The sequence below is a fragment of the Priestia sp. YIM B13486 genome, from assembly GCF_042787865.1.
Lineage (GTDB): Bacteria > Bacillota > Bacilli > Bacillales > Bacillaceae_H > Priestia > Priestia megaterium.
In genome coordinates this window covers 82,911-108,306 of sequence record NZ_JBHZOZ010000015.1, presented here as the reverse complement: position 1 = coordinate 108,306, position 25,396 = coordinate 82,911, and the positions used below count along the sequence as shown (strand labels likewise).

26 protein-coding genes and 1 riboswitch are annotated in these 25,396 nt (G+C 38.8%); of the genes, 23 read left to right on the top strand and 3 right to left on the bottom strand.

Features of this window, described 5'->3' with window-relative positions; genetic code table 11:
• Positions 1–340 precede the first annotated feature (340 nt).
• The 3 genes from purU to ACFX4G_RS25345 all read left to right on the top strand — a co-directional run bounded on the left by purU (position 341) and on the right by ACFX4G_RS25345 (position 2,963).
• Positions 341–1,243 (top strand): formyltetrahydrofolate deformylase, encoded by a 903-nt coding sequence (gene purU, locus ACFX4G_RS25355; RefSeq protein ID WP_042991947.1) that lies wholly within the window; start codon positions 341–343, stop codon positions 1,241–1,243.
• Positions 1,244–1,686: 443 nt separating this feature from the next.
• Entirely contained in the window at positions 1,687–2,481 is a 795-nt protein-coding gene (locus ACFX4G_RS25350) for a thymidylate synthase (protein ID WP_013058746.1), read from the top strand.
• Complete coding sequence (locus ACFX4G_RS25345; RefSeq protein ID WP_043976607.1) at positions 2,478–2,963, top strand: dihydrofolate reductase; 486 nt, start codon at positions 2,478–2,480, stop codon at positions 2,961–2,963. The genes ACFX4G_RS25350 and ACFX4G_RS25345 overlap by 4 nt, the downstream gene beginning before the upstream one ends.
• 272 nt (positions 2,964–3,235) lie before the next feature.
• Here the strand turns inward: ACFX4G_RS25345 and ACFX4G_RS25340 are convergent, their stop codons facing one another.
• Positions 3,236–3,454: a hypothetical protein gene (locus tag ACFX4G_RS25340; protein ID WP_043976608.1), complete on the bottom strand. Its 219-nt coding sequence runs from the start codon at positions 3,452–3,454 to the stop codon at positions 3,236–3,238.
• Between the two features lie 231 nt (positions 3,455–3,685).
• Between ACFX4G_RS25340 and ilvA the strand changes: the two genes are divergently transcribed.
• From ilvA to ACFX4G_RS25305, 7 genes are all read left to right on the top strand, one after another.
• Entirely contained in the window at positions 3,686–4,957 is a 1,272-nt protein-coding gene (gene ilvA, locus ACFX4G_RS25335) for a threonine ammonia-lyase IlvA (RefSeq protein WP_013084697.1), read from the top strand.
• Positions 4,958–5,118: 161 nt separating this feature from the next.
• Positions 5,119–5,370 (top strand): YpmP family protein, encoded by a 252-nt coding sequence (locus tag ACFX4G_RS25330; RefSeq protein WP_013058743.1) that lies wholly within the window; start codon positions 5,119–5,121, stop codon positions 5,368–5,370.
• 170 nt (positions 5,371–5,540) lie between these two features.
• Positions 5,541–6,383: a DegV family protein gene (locus tag ACFX4G_RS25325; RefSeq protein ID WP_013058742.1), complete on the top strand. Its 843-nt coding sequence runs from the start codon at positions 5,541–5,543 to the stop codon at positions 6,381–6,383.
• Positions 6,384–6,533: 150 nt separating this feature from the next.
• Positions 6,534–8,150 (top strand): ATP-binding protein, encoded by a 1,617-nt coding sequence (locus tag ACFX4G_RS25320; RefSeq protein ID WP_377577737.1) that lies wholly within the window; start codon positions 6,534–6,536, stop codon positions 8,148–8,150.
• Positions 8,151–8,174: 24 nt separating this feature from the next.
• Entirely contained in the window at positions 8,175–8,753 is a 579-nt protein-coding gene (locus tag ACFX4G_RS25315) for an SCO family protein (protein WP_043976610.1), read from the top strand.
• 236 nt (positions 8,754–8,989) lie between these two features.
• Positions 8,990–9,874 (top strand): SGNH/GDSL hydrolase family protein, encoded by an 885-nt coding sequence (locus tag ACFX4G_RS25310; protein WP_043976611.1) that lies wholly within the window; start codon positions 8,990–8,992, stop codon positions 9,872–9,874.
• A gap of 12 nt (positions 9,875–9,886) precedes the next feature.
• Positions 9,887–10,459, top strand: coding sequence for a YpmS family protein (locus ACFX4G_RS25305; protein WP_013058738.1), 573 nt, complete (start codon positions 9,887–9,889; stop codon positions 10,457–10,459).
• A 29-nt stretch (positions 10,460–10,488) separates the two neighbouring features.
• On the opposite strand, the gene ACFX4G_RS25300 is transcribed toward ACFX4G_RS25305, so the two are convergent.
• Positions 10,489–11,244 (bottom strand): DUF4397 domain-containing protein, encoded by a 756-nt coding sequence (locus tag ACFX4G_RS25300; protein ID WP_377577734.1) that lies wholly within the window; start codon positions 11,242–11,244, stop codon positions 10,489–10,491.
• A 214-nt stretch (positions 11,245–11,458) separates the two neighbouring features.
• Between ACFX4G_RS25300 and ACFX4G_RS25295 the strand changes: the two genes are divergently transcribed.
• The 13 genes from ACFX4G_RS25295 (at position 11,459) to ACFX4G_RS25235 (ending at position 24,459) form a co-directional block, all read left to right on the top strand.
• Positions 11,459–11,620, top strand: coding sequence for a hypothetical protein (locus tag ACFX4G_RS25295; RefSeq protein ID WP_164796341.1), 162 nt, complete (start codon positions 11,459–11,461; stop codon positions 11,618–11,620).
• On the top strand, positions 11,610–12,035 hold the full coding sequence (locus ACFX4G_RS25290) for a hypothetical protein (RefSeq protein ID WP_377577731.1): 426 nt from the start codon (positions 11,610–11,612) through the stop codon (positions 12,033–12,035). The genes ACFX4G_RS25295 and ACFX4G_RS25290 overlap by 11 nt, the downstream gene beginning before the upstream one ends.
• 91 nt (positions 12,036–12,126) lie before the next feature.
• Positions 12,127–12,312, top strand: a complete 186-nt coding sequence (locus ACFX4G_RS25285) for a YjcZ family sporulation protein (RefSeq protein WP_075419415.1) — start codon at positions 12,127–12,129, stop codon at positions 12,310–12,312.
• 153 nt (positions 12,313–12,465) lie between these two features.
• Complete coding sequence (locus ACFX4G_RS25280) at positions 12,466–13,866, top strand: ATP-binding protein (protein WP_013058734.1); 1,401 nt, start codon at positions 12,466–12,468, stop codon at positions 13,864–13,866.
• A 217-nt stretch (positions 13,867–14,083) separates the two neighbouring features.
• Positions 14,084–15,553 (top strand): NAD(P)/FAD-dependent oxidoreductase, encoded by a 1,470-nt coding sequence (locus ACFX4G_RS25275; protein WP_013084690.1) that lies wholly within the window; start codon positions 14,084–14,086, stop codon positions 15,551–15,553.
• Between the two features lie 601 nt (positions 15,554–16,154).
• Positions 16,155–16,309: riboswitch (cyclic di-AMP (ydaO/yuaA leader) on the top strand.
• 180 nt (positions 16,310–16,489) lie between these two features.
• Positions 16,490–17,725, top strand: a complete 1,236-nt coding sequence (locus tag ACFX4G_RS25270) for a dicarboxylate/amino acid:cation symporter (RefSeq protein ID WP_097824465.1) — start codon at positions 16,490–16,492, stop codon at positions 17,723–17,725.
• A gap of 108 nt (positions 17,726–17,833) precedes the next feature.
• Positions 17,834–19,183 carry an aspartate aminotransferase family protein gene (locus ACFX4G_RS25265; protein WP_043976613.1) on the top strand — a complete coding sequence of 450 codons (1,350 nt, stop codon included), beginning with the start codon at positions 17,834–17,836 and terminating at the stop codon, positions 19,181–19,183.
• Complete coding sequence (locus ACFX4G_RS25260; protein WP_043976614.1) at positions 19,184–19,885, top strand: CoA transferase subunit A; 702 nt, start codon at positions 19,184–19,186, stop codon at positions 19,883–19,885.
• The gene (locus ACFX4G_RS25255; protein ID WP_043976615.1) at positions 19,870–20,532 is read left to right on the top strand and encodes a 3-oxoacid CoA-transferase subunit B; all 663 of its coding nucleotides are present in this window, start codon (positions 19,870–19,872) and stop codon (positions 20,530–20,532) included. The genes ACFX4G_RS25260 and ACFX4G_RS25255 overlap by 16 nt, the downstream gene beginning before the upstream one ends.
• A gap of 13 nt (positions 20,533–20,545) precedes the next feature.
• The gene (locus ACFX4G_RS25250; RefSeq protein ID WP_097824463.1) at positions 20,546–21,811 is read left to right on the top strand and encodes a peptidase; all 1,266 of its coding nucleotides are present in this window, start codon (positions 20,546–20,548) and stop codon (positions 21,809–21,811) included.
• Between the two features lie 26 nt (positions 21,812–21,837).
• The gene (ablB, locus tag ACFX4G_RS25245) at positions 21,838–22,686 is read left to right on the top strand and encodes a putative beta-lysine N-acetyltransferase (RefSeq protein ID WP_377577728.1); all 849 of its coding nucleotides are present in this window, start codon (positions 21,838–21,840) and stop codon (positions 22,684–22,686) included.
• 67 nt (positions 22,687–22,753) lie between these two features.
• Entirely contained in the window at positions 22,754–24,166 is a 1,413-nt protein-coding gene (kamA, locus tag ACFX4G_RS25240; protein ID WP_028410902.1) for a lysine 2,3-aminomutase, read from the top strand.
• 14 nt (positions 24,167–24,180) lie between these two features.
• A complete protein-coding gene (locus tag ACFX4G_RS25235; RefSeq protein ID WP_013058725.1) occupies positions 24,181–24,459 on the top strand; it encodes a YokU family protein in 279 nt (92 codons plus the stop codon).
• A gap of 35 nt (positions 24,460–24,494) precedes the next feature.
• Here the strand turns inward: ACFX4G_RS25235 and dat are convergent, their stop codons facing one another.
• Entirely contained in the window at positions 24,495–25,340 is an 846-nt protein-coding gene (gene dat / locus ACFX4G_RS25230) for a D-amino-acid transaminase (RefSeq protein ID WP_377577725.1), read from the bottom strand.
• Between the last annotated feature and the right edge of the window lie 56 nt (positions 25,341–25,396).

Below are 25,396 nucleotides of genomic sequence, written 5' to 3'. Positions count from 1 at the left end.
TATTGTTAGGTACTACATACCCGTTTTTTACTTAAAGGTGTTTTTTTATTTGTCTCACTCTATGGGGTCAGTCCCTTGTGTAGCGGCTTTTTTATGGTTAATTCAAAAGCAGGAAGCGAAGGGGATGAGTTGCAGCACTTTAGGAAACACTCATTTTAGGTATGTGTAGAACGTAAAGGTGAGTGAATGAACGATTTGATGGAGTAGATGTTAGAACAACAAGTACACAAGCTGAAGCAAACGTTTCGGCTTTCTTTTGTCAAAGTCTTATTTCAATGTCGCATCGCTACAAGGATAATGGTACAATTGTCTGTATATTTAAAAAAAGAGAGGGAATTACATGAAATCGCATATTCAAAAACATTTAACTTCATATAAAGAGAAATATAAAAATCGCGGTCGGCTGCTAATTAGCTGTCCGGACAAACCGGGTATTGTAGCCGCTGTGTCTACGTTTTTACATGAGCACGGTGCAAATATTGTAGAATCAAGTCAACATTCAACGAACCATGAAGGGGGTATGTTTTTTATCCGTTTCGAATTTGAATGTGAGGATTTATTAGCTAAAGAAGCAAAGCTAGAAGAAAGCTTCAAAAAAATTGCCGATACATTTTCAATGAACTGGCAGTTTACATATGCTCATAATTTGAAAAAAACAGCTATTTTTGTGTCAAAAGAGCCTCATTGTCTACTAGAGCTGCTGTGGGCATGGGAAAGCGGAGATTTGATGACAGACATCGCTGTCGTTGTGAGCAATCACGAAGATGCGCGCGAAGTGGTTGAATCATTCGGTATACCGTTTAAGCATATACCGGCGACAAAAGACATTCGCCAAGAAGCAGAAGCCAAACAGCTGCAGGTATTAAAAGATTATAATATTGACGTGATTATTTTGGCGCGTTATATGCAAATTTTAACGCCGACTTTTGTGGCGGAAAATCCGTATCGTATCATTAATATTCACCATTCATTCTTACCGGCATTCATTGGAGCACGTCCATATGAACGCGCATATCAACGAGGTGTAAAATTAATTGGTGCTACGTCTCACTATGTAACAGACGACTTGGATGAAGGACCAATTATTGAACAAGATATTGAACGCGTGAACCACCGTGATGATGCGGATGACTTAAAGAAAAAAGGCCGCTTAATTGAACGTACGGTGCTCGCACGTGCTGTGAAATGGCACTTAGAAGACCGCATTTTAGTGCATGAAAACCGCACAATTGTATTCAATTAACAAAGACTAAGCTGTTGAAAAAGTAGTTTAGCCGAAGGAAGATCCGAACGATGAATCGAGATTCTTGAAAGAGAATGAAATTCGTTCGGATTTTTTTTATGGTCATGGTAAACGTAGATTTCATCTGTTTAGTTGCTTCTAGCGGTTGATTGGAGGCAAGGCGAAGATTCCTCCGGGAAAAGCGGAACAGATGAGACCCCGCAAGTGTAAGCGACGAGGAGGCTCATCGGCCAAGTCTTGCACGGAGATCAACCGCGGTGTCATAAGCGATTCATACGCGATTATTTAATTGATTTTGTTAGGTCTCATTCTTGTTTTTTCTAGGGGAATTGCGTATCTAAATGATAAAAAACTTTTCTGCATGAGCTGAGATTTAGTTGTTTACTTAGCTCGTGAACACTTATACAATAGAAAAGGACTTTTTAATAAAGGAAGTGTCGGAAGTGAAACAATATCTTGAACTTTGCGAGCATGTGTTAGCAAATGGAACAAAAAAAGAAGATCGGACAGGAACAGGTACAATTAGCACATTTGGCTATCAAATGCGTTTTAATTTACAAGAAGGTTTCCCGGTATTAACGACAAAAAAACTTCATTTAAAATCAATTATTCATGAATTGCTTTGGTTTTTACAAGGAGATACAAACGTTAAGTATTTACAAGATAACGGCGTGCGCATTTGGAATGAATGGGCGGATGAAAACGGCGAGCTTGGCCCTGTGTATGGGCATCAGTGGCGTTCATGGCCAACGCCGGACGGAGAAAAAATTGATCAAATTACCAATGTTATCAATCAAATTAAAAACAACCCTGATTCTCGCCGCTTAATGGTAAGCGCCTGGAATGTGTCTGATGTAGACAATATGGCTTTACCGCCGTGTCACTGCTTATTTCAGTTTTACGTAGCGGACGGCAAATTGTCTTGTCAATTGTATCAGCGCTCAGCTGATATTTTCCTAGGCGTACCGTTTAATATTGCTTCATATGCGCTGCTTACAATGATGGTGGCACAAGTGTGTGATTTAGAGCCAGGTGATTTTGTTCATACGTTTGGCGATGCGCATATTTACAGCAATCACATTGAACAAGTAAACCTGCAGTTAACGCGTGAGCCTCATGCTTTGCCAAAAATGAAAATCAATCCAGACGTAAAATCAATTTTTGACTTTAAATTTGAAGACTTTGAGTTAGTAGACTATAATGCGCATCCTCACATCAAAGGAGCTGTGAGCGTATGATTTCCCTCATTGTCGCAATGGATCAAAACAGGCTGATCGGTAAAGAGAATGATTTGCCATGGCGCCTTCCGGAAGATTTGAAGTATTTCAAGCGCATCACAACGAGTCATACGATTGTAATGGGAAGAAAAACATTTGAATCAATTGGACGGCCGCTTCCTAATCGCGAAAATGTGGTTCTTACGCGTCAAAAAGATTATCAGCAAGAAGGAGCAACCGTTATTCATTCAGTTGAGGAACTAGAAGCATTAGATGCTGAAAAAGAAGACGAGCTCTTCGTGATTGGCGGAGCTACTCTGTATGAGCAAACATTAGACGTTGCAAATCGACTTTATATTACGCATATTGAAGAATCCTTTGAAGGAGATACACATTTTCCTTCGATTGATTTGAGCGAATGGAAAGTTATTTCGAAGCAGCAAGGAATTAAAGATGAAAAAAATCCCTACACGTATTATTTTACCTTATACGAGCGAAGCTGAGCTCTTTTGTTTATAAAAAACGCGAGTCTGGTACAAAGTATGTTAGTCGAAGAAAGATCCGAACGTTGAGTCGTTCGGATCTTTTCATTATGAGGGTGAAGGTAGATTTCATGTATGTAGGTGCTTTTAGCAGTTGATTGGAGGCTCACCGCCCGCGGAAAGCGAAGTCTCGCATGGAAATCAAATGCGGTGTAACAAGCACCTCCTATTAGCTAGCTTCTATACTCCGTTTATTCGTCTTTAGATTGATTTCGTTATGTTTCAATCTCTTTTTATATTGATTTTAATTGCTTTATCATTTCGTGAAAAGCCGCTGGGCTCACAAACTGTTCAGGGCTCCAGTTAGCTTCAATCCATTGAATCAGCTCGCTTGGTGTATTAAAAACTTCTCCGCTCGTATCTGCTTTGCGAAGCATGTATCTACCGTTTTCTTCATCTGCAACTATTTCGCACGGAACGGCACTTTCATGACTTTGAAGCGAAAACTCCATTTATTCCACAACCTTTCTTAATTTATACCTGTTATCGCATCAGCTGCATGTAGAAAGTATGGGCAATTTTGTAAGTCTATTTAGCGTTTGCTAAACATATGTAAAGTATGTGGACAGTAAAATAGTTGGAAAAGTTTTTTTAGTTATTATTAATGAAAAATAATGATTTTTCTAAATTTTTTGTGATATAATGTACAAATTAATAATGGTAGAAGAGGAAGGAAGTTGGTTATGAAACAACAAGTAGATAATCGAACAAAACACGTACATTTAGAGGACATCATGATTGCAAATCAATTGATTAAAGATGTTGTTGTGCATACACCACTACAGCGTAATGACGTTTTGTCTGAACGATATGAATGTAATATCTATTTAAAACGTGAGGATTTACAGGTGGTGCGCTCATTTAAAATTCGCGGTGCGTACAATCGAATCAAAAAGTTATCCCCAGAAGAATTAGAAAATGGAATTGCCTGTGCAAGTGCAGGAAACCACGCACAAGGTGTAGCATATGCGTGCCGTCATTTAAATATCGATGGTAAAATCTTTATGCCGAGCACAACGCCGCGCCAAAAAATTAATCAAGTGAAATTTTTAGGCAAAGATAACGTAAAGGTCGTACTAATCGGAGATACGTTTGATGATTCTTATGAACAAGCTATTGCATGCAGTGAAGAGGAACATCGAACATTTATCCACCCATTTAATGATGTAGACGTTATTGCAGGACAGGGTACAGTAGCCGTTGAAATGTTCAATGACTGTGAAGATGAAATTGACTACGTATTTGCGGGTATCGGCGGGGGCGGATTAATTTCCGGTGTCGGCACATACGTAAAAAGCATCTCGCCTCAAACAGCTGTGATTGGGGTAGAACCAGCAGGCGCGCCTGGCATGCAGACATCTTTAGCAAATGGAAATGTAGTGACGCTACCGGCAATCGATCCATTTGTAGACGGAGCAGCTGTTAAAACAGTTGGAACGCTTCCGTACGACATCAGTAAAGAGCTTGTGGACGATATTGTAGTTGTTCCTGAAGGCAAGGTTTGTACAACCATTTTATCTCTATACAATGAAAATGCGATTGTAGCAGAACCAGCAGGAGCTCTTTCGATTGCTGCTCTTGACTCATACCGTGAGCAAATTAAAGGAAAAACGGTTGTTTGCGTCATCAGCGGAGGAAACAATGACATTGGACGTATGCAAGAAATCAAAGAACGTTCAATGATTTATGAAGGATTACAGCATTATTTTATCGTTAATTTTCCTCAACGCGCAGGAGCTCTTCGTGAGTTTCTAGACGAAGTGCTTGGACCGACAGACGATATTTCGCGCTTTGAGTATACGAAAAAGAATAACAAAGACAGCGGACCAGCACTTGTGGGAATTGAGCTCAAGCATAAAGAAGATTATTATCCACTGATTAATCGTATGGATAAAAAAGGATTCCCTTACACAGAAATTAATAAAGAAAGCAACTTGTTTCACTTATTTATTTAAATAGAAGCTCATTTTAAAAAGGAATGCTTCATCAACTGTCGAATAAGTTGATGAAGCATTTTTATTTTAAAAAATATTTGTGTTTTCTTTTTATTTTATCAAGACAGAAAGTGCCTGAAGCATTATAATAAAATAAACGGGTAAAAAGAGGGTTGATCGCCTTGCTATTAAAAAGCCTTGAATTTAAACATGTCAGTGGTCAAAAAGTAAAAATTACTGAAATTCCAGTTTTAGAGGAAAATAGCACGTTTCGGTTCATGTTATCTGCAAAACTTGATTTATTTATTAGACAAATCACGAACGAATCAGTTCCGAAGCAAACCTACTCGTTTCAAGAATATTTAAAACGCGTGTTGAAATGGAAAGATTACGAACAGCTCTTTAAGTCTCATGTATTAAAACATAATGCATAAACGTAAAAGTTGACTTTTCTGAATATTTCAGCAGAGTCAACTTTTTTTTGTTGATATAAAAGGTTGAACATGCGTTTTACGAATTAGCAAAACTTGCATTCTATTATAACTATATTGTTGTAAGTGTTCATGTTATACTAGTCTGCAATGCATCTTATAGGGGTGAACACATGGCGAAAATTAAAGTGGTAACGGATTCAACAATTGATTTAACGTTGGAAGAAGCTGAAAAATACGGTATTGAGATGATACCTTTATGTATTAACATTGATAATGAAACGTATTTAGATCGCGTGGAATTAACGCCGACAGATTTTATTGAAAAAATGAAAAATTCAAAAGAATTACCAAAAAGCTCTCAGCCAGCTATTGGTTCTTTTGTTGAAGTATATGAACGATTAGTTAGTGAAGGGTATGACGTCATTTCGATTCATATGACTGGGGGAATGAGCGGAACTGTTCGAGCAGCTGAAAGCGCGGCTCAAATGGTAGAAGGAAACATCACCGTTGTTGATTCTATGTACATTACAAAAGCTCTTTCGTTTCAAGTCTTTGAAGCGGTGAAAATGATTGAAGATGGGCACACAGTAGAAGAAATTATCACGCGCTTGGAAGAGGTGCGTCAAAATACGAATCTTTTTGTCGTAGTTGATACGCTTGAAAATTTGGTTAAAGGTGGACGTATTGGACGAGGAAAAGGATTGATCGGTTCTCTTTTAAATATTAAGCCAATTGCTTCTCTAGCTGACGGAGTATATACTCCTGTTGCTAAAGTGCGCAGCCATTCTCAAATTGTTAAGTTTTTAACGAAACAGTTCGAAGAGCATACAGAAGGAAAAAGTATTAAAGGAGTAGGGCTTGTACATGCAGATGGATTTGGACTCGCCTCTAAGTTAAAAGAATCAATTGTGAAGGCAAGGGGCTATACGCAATTTTCGATTGAAGATACGACGCCTATTATTTCAACGCATACAGGTATTGGTGCAATTGGTTTTATGTATTTTGCTGAATAAAGTGGGTTGCTTTTTGCAAGTCACTTTTTTGGCTTTCTCTTTTTTGGAAAAAGAGGAAAGAGAAGTGGACAAACGTGTGATATAATAGAATCAACTTTCTACCAGCGAATGCTGTGCTGGTTACTATTCTTTTGAATCCGGAGTATACCGATGAAAAAATATATTCGAAATTTGAGTGTGTTTAACAAAACGGTTTTATTTTCTACTTTAATTGTAGTTGCCCTTGGAGTCATTTCTTTAGCCATTAGCTATCAAGTTCAAAAAAAGATGGCAAAAGAGACACTAACGCAGCACGCGTTAATTATGGCCGATTTATGGAGGGAGTCTTTATCTAAACAAGACGTAATAGCAGCAGTGGATTCAAGGAACGGGACGATTCCTGAAAAAGACGAGCTAGAAAAGCAGTTCAGAAATATTTACCAATTGCATCCGTCGTACTTGCAGGGATATATTATGACGACCGAAAAATTCAAGTCGCATGGAAATAAGATTATCGTAACAGCGAATAAGAAAATTAAGCAATCACTAGAGCCATCCATGATTTATTATGGAGGAAAAGAATTTTACAAATCATTTAAGCAAGCAGAACAAGAAAAGAAGAATATCGTAACATCTACATACAAAGACGAATTCGGGACGTGGATAACCGTTTTATCGCCTATTACAAACAGCTCCGGAAAAGTCGTGGCTATTCTTGGTGTAGATATAGATGCAAGCGCTATCTATATCTATCAAAAACGTTTAATTGTGGCTTTGATCGTTGCATTTACGATTTTGTTTACCTTCATTATTGTTATTCAAGACTGGGGACTAAGGCGATTAATGTCGCCCCTAGGAGAATTAGTAGAAGGAATTCAAGCAGTAAGTCAAGGGAAGTTTGATGTGAAACTGACACATGAAAATGATTCTGAGTTAGGGAATGTACACACAAGATTTAATGAAATGGCAGAGCGGCTTCAGCAGCTTTTTCAACAAGTGTCAGCAACAAAAGAACAGCTGAACGTAGAAACGAATTTCAGTCATTCAAAAGATGGAATTGCTAAAGCGATTGATGAATTAGAAGTTATTATGGAAAAAACGAGGATGCAAAAGGAATTGCAGCGAGCAGAGAAAATGAATGCAATTGGTCAATTAGCTGCTTCTGTAGCCCATGAAATTCGAAATCCTATGACGGTGGTAAAAGGGTTTTTACAGCTTTTTCAAGATAACACAAAGCTTTCAAACACTGAATTAAGTTACATTCATCTTATGATTAACGAAATGGACAGAGCGGAAGCGATTATTCATGACTATTTATCTTTAGCCAAGCCGGATGTTCATCAGCATCGTTTTATTAACTGCTTGGAGTGTATTACAAGCTTAGTAGACTTATTATCTTCTTATGCTTTGTTAACAAATAATATACTCATAGAATTAGACGCAAAAGAAGAGATGTATGTTCGCGGCAGCCGAAACGAATTGAATCAAGTTCTGCTTAATATTATGAAAAATGGAATTGAAGCCATGAGAGCTGGAGGAACGCTTCGAGTAGGGCTTTACAAGCGAGAAGGGCAAGTACATATTCAAATTGAAGATACTGGTATAGGCATGACCAGTGAACAAGTGAACCGGCTGGGAACAGCATTTTATTCTTTAAAAGAAAAAGGAACAGGGATTGGTCTGATGGTGTCTTATCAACTGGTCGAACAAATGAATGGAAGAATTGAAGTGGAAAGCATACCAGGAAAAGGTTCAACGTTTACCTTGATTTTCCCTAGCTATGACTAAACTTTAACCGTGCAGGAGGAACATATGAAAAGCTGGTCTTATAAATTGTCTTTTTTACTGCTCATTAGTTGTATGATGTTAACAGCCTGTGGTTCCAAAATAGAAAATCCTCTCAATTGGAAGATGGACTCTTTTTCTTATGTTAACCAAGATCAAAAGAAAGTAGGGCTAAGTCAGCTGAAAGGGAACGTTTGGGTAGCTAACTTTATCTTCACAAGCTGCGAAACCGTATGTCCCCCAATGACGGCTCATATGGCTAAATTACAAAAAATGGCCAAGGATGAAGGGCTGGACGTTCGCTTTGTTTCATTTAGCGTAGACCCTGAAGTGGACACTCCACCGAAAATGAAGGACTATGCGACTAAATTTGGCGCTGATTTTTCGAATTGGGATTTCTTAACGGGTTATAAACAAGCGGAAATTGAAAAGTTTGCGCTGGACCAATTTAAAACGATTGTGAAAAAGCCGCAAGAAAATCCGCAGGTTATTCACGGTACGGATTTTTTTCTAATTGACAAAGATGGAGTCGTTCAAAAATCTTATCAGGGAGTGACTGATCCTCCTTATGAAGATATGATAAAAGATATCAAAACCCTTCAGTAAGAGCTATAAATCCGTCAAATCTATCCGCCAAACACAGCTATCTTTATAGTGATGTGTTAGCGGATATTTTTATGAAAGAAACATGCTTATCCTTTTTTTTACATATACTATATATAAGAAACGTAGTAAAATATCAACTTGACATAGTATGATAAGATATAAAGATATAGTTATTCAGAGCGGTAAGCAGTATTGCTTGTGACAGCGAGAATACAGCATAGTTAGTAGGTGTTATGATGAGAAAATGGAAAAGTATAGTGATAAGCAGTATGAGTGCGGTGGTGTTAGCGAGCTGTTCGACGACGACTTTTTTGCCAACGGACAATAAAGAAGAAGCCGTTCAGAAAGAAGTGGATTTAACACCTAAAAAGCATATTCCGAAAGGCTTTTTTCCTGTAGATTTAGATATTGTAGCCATTGGTGACTCATTAACAGAAGGAGTAGGAGATGAGTCTAAAAAAGGCGGTTATGTACCATACTTAACTAAATACCTTTCTAAACAAAATGAAGTGCAAAATGTACGAACAGAGAATCTAGGCAAAAGAGGAAACCGGACGGATCAGCTATTAGCGAGGTTAAATCAGCCGGGAGTAGCAGCTGAAGTATCAAGAGCAGACATCGTTTTCTTGACGATTGGCGGCAATGACGTGATGAAAGTGGTAAGAGATTACTTTTACAATATCTCAATTAAGACGTTTGAATCACAGCAGTCAAAATATGAAAAACGTCTAAATGACGTGTTTTCACGTATACGTAAGCTTAATCCTAATGCTCATATTTATTTAATTGGTTTTTATAATCCATTCTTTAAATCGTTAAGTGATGTGAAAGAAATTAATGTCGTTATTAATGAATGGAATGCGGCAAGCGAGAAAATTGCTTCTCAATATGATAATGTAAGTTATGTAAAAATTGATGATATTTTTTATGATTCTGACGTAAATTTATTAGGGAAAGACGAGTTTCACCCTAATAAAAAAGGGTACAAACTAATGGCTGAACGCATTAGTAAATCAATGGAGGAAGAAGATCCTCTCGTTGGAGATCAGAAAAAGGAAACAGCAAAAGAAGTTACATCTGATGAAAAAGAGAAAAACACGAAAGAGAGTGGGAACGAGTAAGGAGATTGTTATATGAAGAAGTGGAAAACCCTATTTATCGCGTTATTAGGGATTAATGTTCTAGGGGCTATCCTTATTATTGCGTTTATTTTTCAACCGGTTGACAAGGCCAATCCAACTCCCTCTGAAAAAGTAGAAGGAGACGCAGAACTAACTATTTTGGCTAAAAAAGCGGACTTAAATGTACTGATTGATAAATATTTAAAGAAAGAATTTAAGAATCAGCCGCTTAACTACAAAATTACTCTCACCGATGTAGTAAGAGTAGACGGTACGATTCAAGTATTCGGCGATGACATTAATATTCGAATGACATTTGATCCAATCGTACAAAAAAATGGAGATATTGTGCTTGAACAGCAGTCACTTTCTGTTGGAAAGCTGCAGCTTCCTGTCCGCACAGTGCTTCGATACGTAAATAATAACTTTGCGCTACCAGAATGGGTAACGATTGATCCAAAGAATGAATCAGTATACGTAGCGTTACAGCAGATGAAGTTAGAGAGTGATTTTGCTGTAAAAGTACAAAAGTTTGATTTGAAAAATGATGATATTCGCGTACGTTTAATTTCGCGCAGTGAATAAAAAACCTTCCAATTTGGAAGGTTTTTTTGTTAACGATCTTGGGAAATCAGCGCTTCTAATACAGGACGGTTCTTAGCAAATCCGACGGCATATACTGTATATGTTCGATTCGGGCGAAGGTTCAGTGCCGGGATTTCGAGTACTACATTTTTGGTTCCTGCTATGCGCACACTAAGTTGAACATGAATGGGGGATAAAGGCAAATATTTTGTGACTTCTTTAAACTGCACTCCAGAAAAAATGACGTCTCCGCCTCTAGCCGCAATATCCACAGCAGGAGCATCCGGAGAAAGGTGCGCAAACCGAAGCTTTGTTTCTCCACTTGGTACATCCGTATTGTCATAGATAAACAATAAATCAAGCTTGTTTAGCTCATCTACCGCCGCTACCGTGTAATTTTGGTTTCCTTCAAATGTAAATGATTCCGTTAAAACAGGTCTTCCCGTTTCTCCAGCGGGATAAATAGAAATTGTATATCTTCCAGGTTCTTGTAATTCAATATAATCTGTTTCTTGTTTATAAGTTAAGTTACGAATCACTCGTTTGTTGTTAATATAAATATCTACAGATGGAGAATCTGGAGAAGCGTGAAGTATACGAATTTGCGGCGGATTTACGCGCAGATTCGTATTTTCAGAAGAAGTTAAGATGGCCTGCTGGATATAGTACAAATGCTTTTGATAATAATGAATATGCTTAGATGGATCACTATACTTATAGTAGTTAGCTAGAAAATCGTATTTCATTGCTTTTTTAATATATTGATCAAAGGAATAATTAGCCATATGTTCAGCTCCCTTATTGTCGGAGTATAAAAACATTTCCATACGTAACCAAACATATGCTAAAACTCATAATTTATGCCGATCACTGATCACTCCCGAGACCTCCAAGAAGAAACAATGAGCCAAATGCCCTCTATGTGCATATACTGAATCAAATTATTGACTGAAGGCTTATTGTACGACCGAAATTAGTATAGAAAAAAGGAGTGAGAGCATGCGCGATTTTTATGCTCGGATGCTACGGTTAATTATGTTAAGTTTTTTACTGCTGCTACTTTTAATTCAATTTACAGAGCGCTCTACTTCATTTATTCACATTACCCCCGCGCTAAATAAAGTAACCGAGCGAATTGAGCTGATTACCTATGATCAATAAATGTATGTTTTCTGCGTTTCGATATGTACTTGTTCTTTATGCTATCTGCTTTACATTTTTATTTGTTAGTACAGTTCCAAGTCTATTTGGTTTCACCGTGACCGTTCAAGAAACGGATTATCACCATCTGCATCGCGGAGATATAGTTGTCTTTAGAGACGAATCATCTTCTTCAAAGAATGAACTTGTACTGGCCCATAATCAAGAGCTTGATGTACTGGTTACAGCTCAAAGAGGTTCTTTGCCTGCTTCTTTTAAAGTGATTGGAAGCTACGCATACCATCTCCCGTATATAGGGGGCATTATTGGATTTATGAAAGAGCTTACTACGTTACTGGTAATGGGAAGTATTTTACTTTTGTTGTTTTCGTATACGCTGCAGCCGAAAAGGCGAATATGGCGTAAGAGAAAGTGAAAAATGGGCGAATGCACATACAGGACAATCAACTAATGCATATAAAGTACAGTGTACGAAATGAATAAAAAAAACAAGAGGAGAGATTGCTATGTATAACTACGATTGTTACGACCCATGCCATCACGGAGGCTATCACCACCTATATGATACTTGCCACTATCCAATTAGCTATCCAATTGGCGGTTATCATCATTGCGGAACGGGTCAGTCATTTGCATTAATTGTTGTGCTATTTATTTTATTAATCATCATTGGCTGCACCTGTTTTTGCTGATTAGGCCTCATTTGCTCGCATGTGCGAGCTTTTTATAACAGATAGAAAAGGACAAACTTACATATAAATTATTTAAATAATAAAAAAATTTTGCCAAATCAACATTTACCATATTATACTATAGCTAGTAACTCAATAAGCGAAGGTGAATATATGGAAAAGGAAAAAGTATTTCAACAGCTATTTTCAATGTCATTTACACCAATGCTCGTAATGAATATGGATGGAGATATTCAAATTTTAAATGAAGCGTGCTGCCACCTTTTTAAAACGACGGAAGAACGACTTCTTTCCTGTAATGTATTTGAAGAGCCAAATCGCTTTTTTATTGAAAAGCATGAAGTGGAACCGTTAAGAAAGCAAGAGGAAGAAGTTGTTTTACTTAAGAAAAAAGTAGATCAGCAGTTTCCGATGCACATCCATATTCAGCGCACGGAAGGGGATATTCCGCTCTTAGTTGTTCAGTGGAAAGAGTTTTCCTCAAGTATTGAAAAACAAGAGGAAGTCATTCGAAAAATGAAGCAATATAAGCAGTTTGTCCAGCAAAGTCAAGATGCATTTATTGTAACAAGAGAAGGCCGAATTCAATATTTGAATCCTGCTGGTGTTAAACTTCTTGGCGGCGAGAAAAAAGAAGAGTATATCGGGCGTCCTTGGCTTCATTTTATTCACCCCGAACATTTAGAAATCGTAAAAGAACGAATGGTTCAGCTGATGAATGGAATGTCCGTGAGGCCGCGTGTTGATGTGAAACTATTGACTAAAAAAGGAGTTGTCATTATTGAATCTTCGGCAACCAAAATTAAGTTTGAAGGACAGGATGCCATTCAGTATATTATTCGCGACGTAACGGATCGAAAAAAATATGATGAAATGGCAAGCAAATCTGAAAAGCTTACAATGGTGAGCAAGTTAGCGGCAGGAGTAGCACATGAAATTCGTAATCCAATGACGGCGATTAAAGGGTTTATTCAGCTGTTAAAAGCATCGAAACAGTACAACGAAGAATACAATGATATTATGCTTGAAGAATTGAATCGCGTCGAATCCATTATTCAAGAATTTTTAACGCTGGCCAAGCCTAAAATTGAAAACTCATACCACCCCAAAAGTCTCAATCAAATCATACGTCATGTGACATTACTATTAGATACACACGCCAATTATAAAAACTGTCGTATTATTAATGAGATTAGTGATGAGATTACAATCTTTTGTGAAGAAAATGCGCTTAAACAAGTTTTTATTAATTTAATTCAAAATGCGCTTGAGTCAATGAGCAAAGGTACAGTTAAAGTCACCGTTGAGAAAAGAAATGAATACGGCATGGTCATTATCGAGGATGAAGGCTGTGGAATTGATGAGCAATCTTTAGCTCGGCTAGGTGAACCATTTTATTCCACTAAACAAACAGGAACGGGGCTAGGGTTAATGATTAGCTACCGAATAATCGAACAGCATCAAGGGCATATTTCATTTGCGAGTAAAGTAGGAGTAGGAACAAAAGTAGAAATTGCTCTTCCGTACATTAAAGAACCAGTGAACATTTCATAGCGCTTGCTATTCGTTCACTGGTTTTTATTTGTTCGGAATAAAAACGAATGTTTTTTAAATATTTTATTTTAATGTTCGTGTATATTGTTGACTAAAGGATTTTTTTTTGATATATTATCAAATGGCTAGAAAATAACCGAATGATAATAAAAAAAGAAAATTCGGTCAATAACTTTTATCTTTTACCCAAAGAAAAAAGATGATGGGAGAATGTACAATGAACTCAAATTATGATGTTATTGTGGTAGGGGCAGGACCCGCTGGGATTTTTACTTGCTATGAGTTAACGTTAAAATTACCGGAAGCAACTATTTTATTAATCGATAAAGGACACGATATCTATCGACGTAATTGTCCGATTCTTCAGAAAAAAATTGAAAAATGTCCGCCTGCGGTTGGCAAAAAAGAGTTTGCTGGCTGTTTGCCCGCTTGTTCTATTACAAATGGTTTTGGTGGAGCCGGCGCATATTCAGACGGGAAATTTAATATCACCAGTGAATTTGGAGGTTGGATGACGGATTATCTATCTGAATCACAGGTGGTAGATTTAATTAAATATGTGGATGAAATTAATTTAAAACACGGAGCAACCGATACGATTACGGATCCGTTAACTGATAAAGTTCGTGAAATTGAAAAACGCGGATACGCAGCAGGATTAAAGCTATTGCGTGCCCAGGTGCGTCATTTAGGAACAGAGCAAAATTTGGAAATTTTAAAAAGCATTTATGAATACTTAAAAGAAAAAATTGATATGCAGTATAAAACGGAAGTAGCCGATTTAATAACAGAAAAAGAAGACGGTCAGCATATCGTGCGCGGTATCGAATTGAAGAATGGTGAAAGAATTACGGCTGATAAAGTGGTTGTTTCACCAGGTCGAGACGGCTCGAAGTGGATGAGCGACTTACTAAAAAAACGTCGTTTGAAAATGATTAACAATCAAGTGGACATCGGCGTTCGAGTCGAAACATCCAACGTTGTTATGGAAGAAATCAACAAGCACTTGTACGAAGGGAAATTCATTTACAATACGTCTGTAGGTACAAGAGTCAGAACGTTCTGCAGCAATCCTTCAGGACATGTGGTAGTAGAGAATCATTCAGGTATTATGTTAGCAAATGGACACGCATACAAAGATCCGAAGCTTGGAAGTCAAAATACGAACTTTGCGCTGCTTGTTTCTCATAAATTTTCGGATCCATTTGATCAGCCGAACGAATATGCGCACGAAGTATCAAGATTAGCTAATATGCTGTCAAACGGGGGCTTAGTTGTTCAAAAGTATGGAGATATTTTAAAGGGCCGTCGTTCAACAGCGACTCGAATTAAAGAAGGCTTTTTAGAACCAACGTTAAAAGAAGCTGTACCTGGTGACTTGGGCTTAGTGCTTCCTTATAATACGATGAAAAGCTTAATTGAAATGACAGAAGCACTGGATCATGTAACGCCTGGGTTAGCATCTGAACATACGCTATTTTACGGTGTGGAAGCGAAATTTTACTCCGCCCGTCCGAAGTTAAACGATAAGTTTGAAACTGAAATTTCTGGTTTATACGTGGGAGGAGACGGAGCTGGTATTACGCGAGGGCTCGCGCAGGCAAGTGCGTGCGGTGTGTGGGTAGCGCGTGACATTGTTGAAAAATTAAAGAATCGCAAAGCAAGTTCTGAACCTGTTACTGTATAAAAAAAGAGGCCGTCACGGCCTCTTTTTTTTATGTGTTAAATAACGAGAGCGACTAAGTAAAAAGTAAAGAACTTGTACCGCTCCAACTCCGATAGTTTTATATGATAATTACCCGCTCTTTTTTAAAAAGTATGACGGAATCCATCCTTCTATCGTGAACAGAATTAAATACAATAAGGCGAATTGATAATGTCCATTTCTTTGCATCAATAAATTCAGTGGAATTTTAAGGAGGGTATATCAAGCAATACAAGGATAAAATCAACAGTTGAAAAGAGTTATTTTTTGATGAGTAAAATATTTATGAAAGCAATAAAGTACACGGATATTAGAATAATTATGCAAATTTATGAATGAGAGTTAATGAGAATAAAGTTCACTTTACAAACTATTTTTTGAATTAATTTTTTATCCATTAGATTGTAAGTCTTGTTAAATAAGTATTTGTGGTTTATTGAAATATGATGTAAAAATTTTAAAATATAACAATTATCAACTTTTTATGATAAAATCATGCATTATTTTTGAATAAAAACTTGACAGAAACATATAAAATGAATTTTAATTAAAGTAACAATTATTATCATGCAAAAATATTAAAGAAAATTATTTGCTTAATCTCTTTTGTTTTATAAGAGAACGGGGGACCCATATTTGTGCGTAATGTACTTGGGGTGAATCTTGAATGAATCAAGTAGGGTAACTCACGTACCCGAATCCGACAGCTAACTCCGTAAGCATTCAGTGAGGGAATAACAGGTCTATGACACCATGATATTCTCATGGTTTTTTGTATAGCTAAAAATATTCCTAAACTATTAATCTGAAAATTTTTAATATATTGTATATTTTGAGTGTTATCGTTCTCAATGCATGGTAAAATAAGTATAGTAGTTAGAATCATTCTAATATAATTTATTTACGGGAGGTAAATCTATGAAGCTATCGACAAAGATCATTATCGCGCTAATTGCTGGTGCTATTGTAGGAGTGTTAATTAACGCTTTTGCTCCAAGTGCTTTTGCTCCGCTGGACAAGTACTTGTTTACACCGCTTGGCCAAATTTTCTTAAGCTTAATTAAAATGCTTGTTGTACCAATTGTGTTTTTCTCTATCACGTTAGGTGTAGCAGGTTTAGGAGATCCTAAAAAACTAGGAAGAATCGGGGCTAAAACAGTTTCGTACTTCCTAGTGACAACAACCGTTGCTATTGTAATTGGTTTATTATTAGCATTTGTTATTAAACCAGGAACATTTGGATCTTTTGATACAAAAAACGCTTCTTTTGAAGCCGAAAAAGCACCGCCGGTTGGAGAAACATTCTTAAATATGATTCCAGTCAATCCAATTCAAGCGATGGCTGAAGGGAATATGCTTCAACTTATCGTTTTCTCTATCTTTATCGGTTTTGGTATAACGATGCTTGGAAGTAAAACAAAAGGGCTTTACAATTTACTTGAGCAAGGCAATGAATTGATGATGTACCTTGTGAATCTAGTGATGAAGTTTGCTCCTTACGGAACATTTGGGCTTCTTGCAACAGCAGTCGGAAGTCAAGGCTGGCAGGCAATTAAAGCGATGGGGCTGTACATGATTGTAGTCGTGCTCGCACTGTTTATCCATTCGATCGTAACATATGGGGGATCAGTCGCTCTTATGGCCAGACGTAACCCAATTGAATTCTTTAAAGGTTTTGCTCCTGCGATGACAGTTGGATTCAGTACATCAAGCAGTAATGCAACGCTTCCGATTTCAATGAATGTGGCTCAAAAAAATCTTCGTGTCCCGGAGTCCATCAGCAGTTTTGTTCAGCCGTTAGGTGCTACCATTAACATGGATGGAACGGCAATTATGCAAGGTGTAGCGACTATTTTTATTGCACAAGTATACGGCGTTGACCTGTCGCTGGGTGCTCTTGTGACGGTTGTATTGACAGCGGTGCTTGCTAGTATTGGTACAGCAGGTGTGCCTGGAGTTGGTCTCATTATGCTAGCAATGGTATTGAGTTCGGTTGGTCTGCCTGTAGCAGGTATCGGATTGATTATTGGAATTGATCGCTTGCTTGACATGCTTCGTACATCTGTAAATATTACGGGAGACGCTGCGTGTGCCGTTATTGTGGCTGAGTCAGAAGCAAAGCGTATCGATAAATCTGTAACGCAATCAGCTTAATAAGCGTAAAAGCTCTAGCTATATGCTAGGGCTTTTTTTATTGGCAAGAAACTCTTCGTTTCAGCATACAGTTTAATAAGAGTGTATGTTTGAAAGGAGAGTGCGGAAATGAATAAAACTCATGTAATAAAGCCGCTGCTCGACGACGACTACCCAGTTATTTCATATGGAAAAGGAATTTATTTGTACGACCAAGATGGAAAAAGGTACATAGATGCTTCGTCGGGGGCAGTTACAGCAAGTATTGGACACGGCGTAAAAGAAATTATTGATGCGATGACCGATCAGGCACAGAAAGTTGCGTTTGTATATCGGTCGCAGTTTACAAGTGATCCAACAGAAGCCTTAGCTAAGAAACTATGTGAATTAAGCAGCAATCATTTCCAGTGGAGCTTTTTTGTTAACAGCGGGACAGAAGCGACTGAAACGGCTATGAAAACGGCAATTCAGCATTTTCAAGAGCAAGGAAAGCCAACCAAAACAAAGGTTTTGTCACGCTGGATGAGCTATCACGGTATTACAATAGGAGCTCTGTCTATGTCAGGGCACGTTGGAAGACGAAAACGCTTCTCGTCTTTGCTTGAAGATTATCCTTCGGTTTCGCCTCCTTATTGCTATCGGTGTCCATTTCATCAAACCTATCCATCTTGTAATCTTGCTTGTGCACGCGAATTGGAAACAGTTATCAAACGAACCGGCCCTGAACATATTGCTGCTTTTATTACAGAGCCCATTGTAGGAGCAGCCGGAGCAGCGCTTACACCTCCTCCCGGTTATTATGAAGTGATAAGAGAAATTTGCGATAAATATGATGTGTTATGGATTGCGGATGAAGTCATGACTGGAGTTGGGCGTACAGGCGTGATGTTTGCGTATGAGCACTGGGGAGTTAAACCAGACATCATGACGCTTGGAAAAGGAGTAGGAGCAGGATATACACCAATAGCCGTTACGTTAGCTAGCAGCAAAACGATTGAACCTATCATGAACGGATCCAAATTAATTATGAGCGGACATACGCTAAGCGCTAATCCGCTGTCATCCGCTGTAGGGATAGCTGTTTTAACCTATATTGAAAAGCATGATCTTGTTCAAGAAGCAGCGCTGAAAGGAGACTATTTAGTAGGGGAATTGAAGAAGCTTCAACTTCTTTACCCTATCATTGGTGATATACGTGGCAAAGGCTTACTAGTTGGTCTTGAGCTTGTGCAAAATCCAAAGACGAAGGAGCCTTTTTCATCTTCGGAAAATATGACGGCACGCGTAATAAGTAAAGCCCAAAAAAATGGTCTTCTCCTTTATCCTTCACAAGCAGGAACAGACGGAGTAGAAGGAGACGGTATTATTATTGCGCCACCATTTACGATTACTCATCGTCAGCTTGATGAAGCGGTCGATCTGCTTTCGAAAACATTGCATGAAGTGCAAAATGAAAAACAGAGAAATGAGGTGAAATGAGTGACAAAGGTCGAAAACTCATTTCAAAAGATCACAACTGTGGAACAAGCGATTGAATACGTGGATCATGCGGCTACGTTGATGATAGGAGGATTTGGAGGAGTAGGCAGCCCGCCTTCTCTCATTGATGGTCTGATTGAAAGCGGAAAATCAAATTTTACATTGATATGTAATGATTCAGGCTTTCCTCATATTGGTGCGGGAAAATTGGTAAGCCAAGGAAGAATTCAAAAGCTGATTGCTTCTCATATTGGGTCGAACCCAGTGGCTGGAACGCTGATGACAGAAGAAAAGCTGGAAGTTGAGTTTTCTCCTCAAGGAACGCTTGCTGAACGGATTCGAGCGGGAGGAGTTGGACTCGGAGGAGTACTGATTGATGTAGGAATAGAAAATGACATTATTCAATTTGGAAAAGAAAAAGTGGAAGTAGACGGCAAGACATTTTTAGTGGAAAAGCCGCTCACAGCCGACGTTGCTTTTGTGTATGCAAAAAAAGCAGATCCATTCGGCAACTTGCTTTATGATAAAAGCGCTCGAAACACTAATCCGTTAATGGCAATGGCAGGTCGTATAACTATCGCTGAAGTGGATGAAATTGTTCCTCTTGGGGACATTGACCCAGAGAACGTGATGACGTCAGGTGTATTTGTGGATTATATTGTCCCTTCGAAAGGAGTGAATTGGAAATGGGTTTGGGAATAGATATTCGTCATCGTATTGCAAAACGTGCTGCGGCTGAAATTCAAAACGGCATGATTGTTAATTTAGGGATTGGCATTCCTTCTCTTATTCCTAATTATGTGCCAAGCGCTGTTCATGTGATGTTTCATGCTGAAAATGGAATTTTAGGGTTAGGATCTTCCCCTCCTTTAGGTGAAGAAGATGAGAATGTTTGTAATGCAGCAGGCTATCCAACAACTACCGTTCAAGGGGCTTCATACTGTGACAGTGCTACAGCCTTCGCGATGATTCGAAAAGGATACGTCGATATGACCATTCTTGGTGCGTTGGAAGTGAGTGAAAAAGGGGATTTAGCTAATTGGATTGTGCCAGGTAAGCGAGTTCCTGGGATGGGAGGAGCGATGGAATTAGCTCAAAAAGCGAAAAAAGTCATTGTGCTAATGAATCATACGAGCAAGACAGGAGAACCGAAGCTGGTTAAGACGTGCTCTTTACCTCTGACTGCTTCGGGCTGCGTGGGATTAGTTATTACAGATCGGGCGGTTTTTAAAGTAGAAAAAGATGCGCTTCTTCTAACAGAGTTAATGTCTCCTTATACTGTAGAGGATATTTTGAGTTCAACAGAAGCGACAGTTCGCCTGAGTGATCAATTGATTACGATACCATAAGGAGGACCCTTACATGAACATACAGCAATCTATTCATAACTGGATGACAGAGCATCGTCAAAGTGCAGTGCGTTTACTCAAGCGTTTCGTAGAAGAAGCAAGCGTACAAGGTTCTGAAAAGCATGCGCAGGCAATTGTTATTGAACGCCTTCGACAGCTGCAGTTAGATATTGATATATGGGAACCGGACGAAAAAATACTTCGCAGCCATGAAGCTTTTGCCTCCAACCGTTCTACTTTTCGAGACAGTCCGAATGTGGTAGGCGTGTTAAAAGGGAAAGGCGGAGGGAAATCCATTATTTTGAATGGGCACATTGATGTAGTGCCACCCGGAGATCTTTCACAGTGGACGGAAGACCCTTATACGGCTGTTGTAAAAGATGGAAACTTATATGGACGCGGAGCAACGGATATGAAAGGAGGAAATGTGTCGTTACTCTTAGCTATTCAAGCGTTGAAAGAGCTAGATATTTCACTAAAAGGAGATGTTATTTTTCAAAGCGTAGTAGAAGAGGAAAGCGGAGGGGCAGGAACACTTTCCTGTGTACTTAGAGGGTATAAAGCAGATGGTGCCATCATTCCAGAACCAACCAACATGAAGATCTTCCCTAAACAGCAAGGCTCCATGTGGTTTCGAGTGACCGTGCATGGAGTAGCAGCACATGGAGGGACTCGGTATGAAGGCGTGAGTGCGATTGAAAAAGCAGCTGTTGTGCTTAAACATATTGAGGGTCTTGAAAAAGAGAGAAACAGCCGAATTACCGATCCGCTCTATAATAAAATCCCCATTCCCGTGCCGATTAATATCGGAAATATACAAGGCGGAACGTGGCCTTCTTCAGTCGCTGATCAAGTAATATTAGAAGGCAGGATAGGAGTTGCTCCGCATGAAAAAATGAAAAATGTCAGAGCAGAAATGAAATCCTGGCTTGAACTTTTGGCTCAGCGTGATGAGTGGTTTGCTGAGCACCCTGTCGACTTGGAATGGTTTGGGGCCCACTGGCTTCCCGGTGAAATTGAATTGGAGCATCCGCTTATGACCTCTCTTTCGTCCTCTTTTTATCAAGTGAAACAGAATCAGCCGATCATTGAAGCATCTCCTTGGGGAACGGACGGAGGGATACTGTCACAAGTAGGGGATATTCCAACAGTTGTTTTTGGACCGGGAGTAACAGAAGTGGCCCACTTTCCGAATGAGTATATTTGTATTCAAACGATGCTTGACGCAGCGGAAATTATTGCTCTCACTGTAGCAGACTGGTGCAGTATTGCGGACTAAGCTAAAAAGGGAGAGGATACAAACAAATGGGGAAACAAGAAAATATTTGTCAGCCAACCTTTGCTATGACTCTTTTTTTAGATGAATATAACAAGCGTCTGAGAGTAGATGATTACCGGGGAAATGTAAACGATATTTACAGCTATATATATAAAGAAATTGATAAGAAAACGTACGAAAAGTGGATTATAAAAGCACGTGCTGAACATCTGTTGGACTGGATAAGCTTGGGATTTTCTTTAGAAGCAACTGTTCCCTACTATTTTAACGGAAGCGACGCGTATCTTTTATGCTACTATACGTCTCAATCCCGCCGAGAAAGCGGGGAGACGTTAAAAGAAACAGAGCTGCTTCAAGATGTGTTGAATTTGCCGACATCTGATTATTCTTCTTTATCGAATCAACTGATCATGCGCCAAGCCATTTCATCTGACGCTAAACAACTTTCTCAGCTCTACCGTCAAATCTTCACAGTGTATCCTACTCCCCTCTACGAAGAAGAGTATCTCTCTAATTTGCTTCAAGAAGATAGCTTGTTTTATATCATAGTTGACAAGAACGATATCGTTAGCGCTGCTTCTGCTGAAATTGACTATGTCTATCACAATGCTGAACTAACGGATTGTGCGACTCTCCCTGCTTACCGAAAGTATGGATTCATGAAGCATTTATTAAACGCACTAGAGGCGGAGCTAAAACAGCGGCATATTTTTTGTGCATACACAATAGCGAGAGCGCTTTCATTCGGGATGAACGCCGCCTTTCAGCAGCTTGGCTATACCTATACGGGAAGGTTAACGAATAATTGTTACATTTATAAATCGTTAGAAGATATGAACGTATGGGTGAAGGATCTGTCAAAAAGTAAAGGGTGAGAAATAATTAACCAATTTATGGGCTGTAACATATAACAATAGTAAATCTTCATAAAGGAGCGATTGTATGTTATATGATTTATATAAGCCGTCCCGACACTGGAAAGATATTGAGTTATGGAAAGATGTTCCTGAAGAAAAATGGAATGACTGGATTTGGCAATTAACAAACACAATTCGAACGTTAGATGATTTAAAAAAGGTTATTAACTTAACTCCTGAAGAAGAAGAAGGAGTACGCATTTCAACCAAAACCATTCCGCTCAATATTACGCCTTACTATGCATCTTTGATGAATCCAGATGATCCTCGCTGCCCCGTCCGTATGCAGTCTGTTCCGGTTGGCAAAGAACTTCATAAAACAAAATATGATCTAGAAGATCCCCTAGATGAAGACGAAGATTCTCCAGTGCCAGGGTTGACTCATCGCTATCCTGATCGCGTTTTGTTCTTAGTCACCAATCAATGTTCCATGTACTGCAGGTACTGTACTCGAAGAAGGTTTTCAGGACAAATCGGAATGGGCGTTCCAAAAAAGCAGTTAGATGCTGCGATTGCTTATATCGCCAAAACACCTGAAGTACGAGATGTACTCATTTCAGGCGGTGATGGCTTGCTGATTAATGACAACATTTTAGAATATATTTTGAAGAATTTACGAGCTATTCCCCATGTGGAAATTATTCGGATTGGAACAAGAGCACCCGTTGTGTTTCCGCAGCGAATAACAGAAAATTTATGTACCATTTTAAGGAAATATCATCCAGTGTGGTTAAATACTCACTTTAATACATCCATTGAAATTACGGAAGAGACAAAAAAAGCATGTGAAATGCTTGTCGATGCAGGCGTTCCAGTTGGCAATCAAGCGGTTATTTTAGCTGGGATTAATGACAGCGTAGCTATCATGAAAAAGCTTATGCACGATTTAGTGAAAATACGCGTTCGTCCTTACTATATTTATCAATGTGATTTGTCAGAAGGAATTGGACATTTCCGCGCACCTGTTTCCAAAGGGCTTGAAATTATGGAAGGGCTGCGAGGTCATACGTCTGGCTATGCTGTTCCAACGTTTGTTATTGATGCGCCAGGAGGAGGAGGAAAGATTGCAGTTCAGCCAAACTATATTATTAGTCAAAGCGCAAGTAAAGTTGTTCTGCGAAACTTTGAAGGAGTGATTACGACGTATCCGGAGCCAGAAAGCTATGTGCCTGGGCGTGCAGATGATTATTTTCGAGCTGTTTATCCAGCATCGGATGCTAAAGATTCTTCCATCGGCATCTCGGGTCTTATGAATGATGCTCAATTCAACCTTGTACCGGAAGGGTTAGGGAGAGTAAAAAGACGTAAAACATATGAAAGTGACAGTGCTCACGAAAGTCTAAAAGATAAACGTGAAAAAAGAGATGAATTAAAAGATAAAAAGTTTAAAGCTCAATTGAAAAAAGACGTTAAAAGCGACGATGCTCCATCATCTTAAGGAGGTCCTGTAATATGACTGTTCAATGCGCATGGTGCGAAGAAGAAAAAGCGGTAGAAACAACCAATACCGCATACTGGGAATTGCCAGATGGAACGAGAAGTATTGAAATTACTCATATGCCATGTATCAGCTGTTCAGGTTGCGGGATGTCATATCAAGAAGAAGAGATCATAGAAGAAGTGGAAACACAGCTGCTTCTTGTCGATACAAAAAAACTTGATGAATCCATTCGGTATGATGAGCTATTAAAAGTGCCAAGATTATTAAAGCGCAACTACTTTAAATTCTAAAAAGCCGCCCCTTATTTTGTAAGGGGCGGCTTTGCTTATTGATAAGCCTTTGTTCCAGCAGTGCGCAGGCTGTAGGCGTGTTTTAAAGCCACTGTAACAGGACGGAAAGTTGGAAGTTCGACTTCGTCTATTTTCGAAACGGGCAAGAGGCCAACAGACGTGCTCGTAATAAAAACTTCATCAGCGTCTTTTAAAAAGGAAGGAGTCATATTTTGTTCGCGGATTTGAATGGCTTGTTCCTGCGCACATTCCAGCACGTTAGCGCGCGTAATACCGGATAGAATTTTTCTTGTGGCAGGAGTCGTGAACAAGACGTTGTCTTTTATCGCAAATACATTGCTGCTCGACCCTTCGGTTATGTATCCGTCTTTTACTAAAATAGCTTCTTTACATCCTTTAGAAGCCGCAGCTTGTTTGGCCAGAAGGTTAGGAAGTAGGTTCAATGATTTGATATAGCAATTAGCCCATCGTTCGTCTTCCAAAAGAAGCGTGGAAATGCCTTTTTCATAGGCTTCTTCAGGTGTTTGACGAGGGTGACGTATTGTGAGTGCTAATTGTGCAGCTACATCGGGAAATAAATGATTTCGAGGAGCAATCCCGCGCGTAACTTGAATATAAATATCAGCGTCTTTTAACGTTGATTTTTCCATTGCTTGATGAATGATGTCCTTTAGCTCTTGTCTTGAAATCGGCAGCTCGATAAAGATTGCCTTTGCACTTCTTTCTAAGCGGTCTAAGTGACGTTCAATTGAAAACGGAACTCCTTTGTATACGCGAATAAATTCATAAACACCGTCTCCAAATTGGTGACCGCGTTCATCAATTGGAATAACAGCCTCATTAATATCTCTAAACTCTCCAGCATAATATGCTAATTCCATCTTGAAAAACTCCCTTCCTTCAGATATTAAAACGTTAACATAAAATTCAGCAAAAT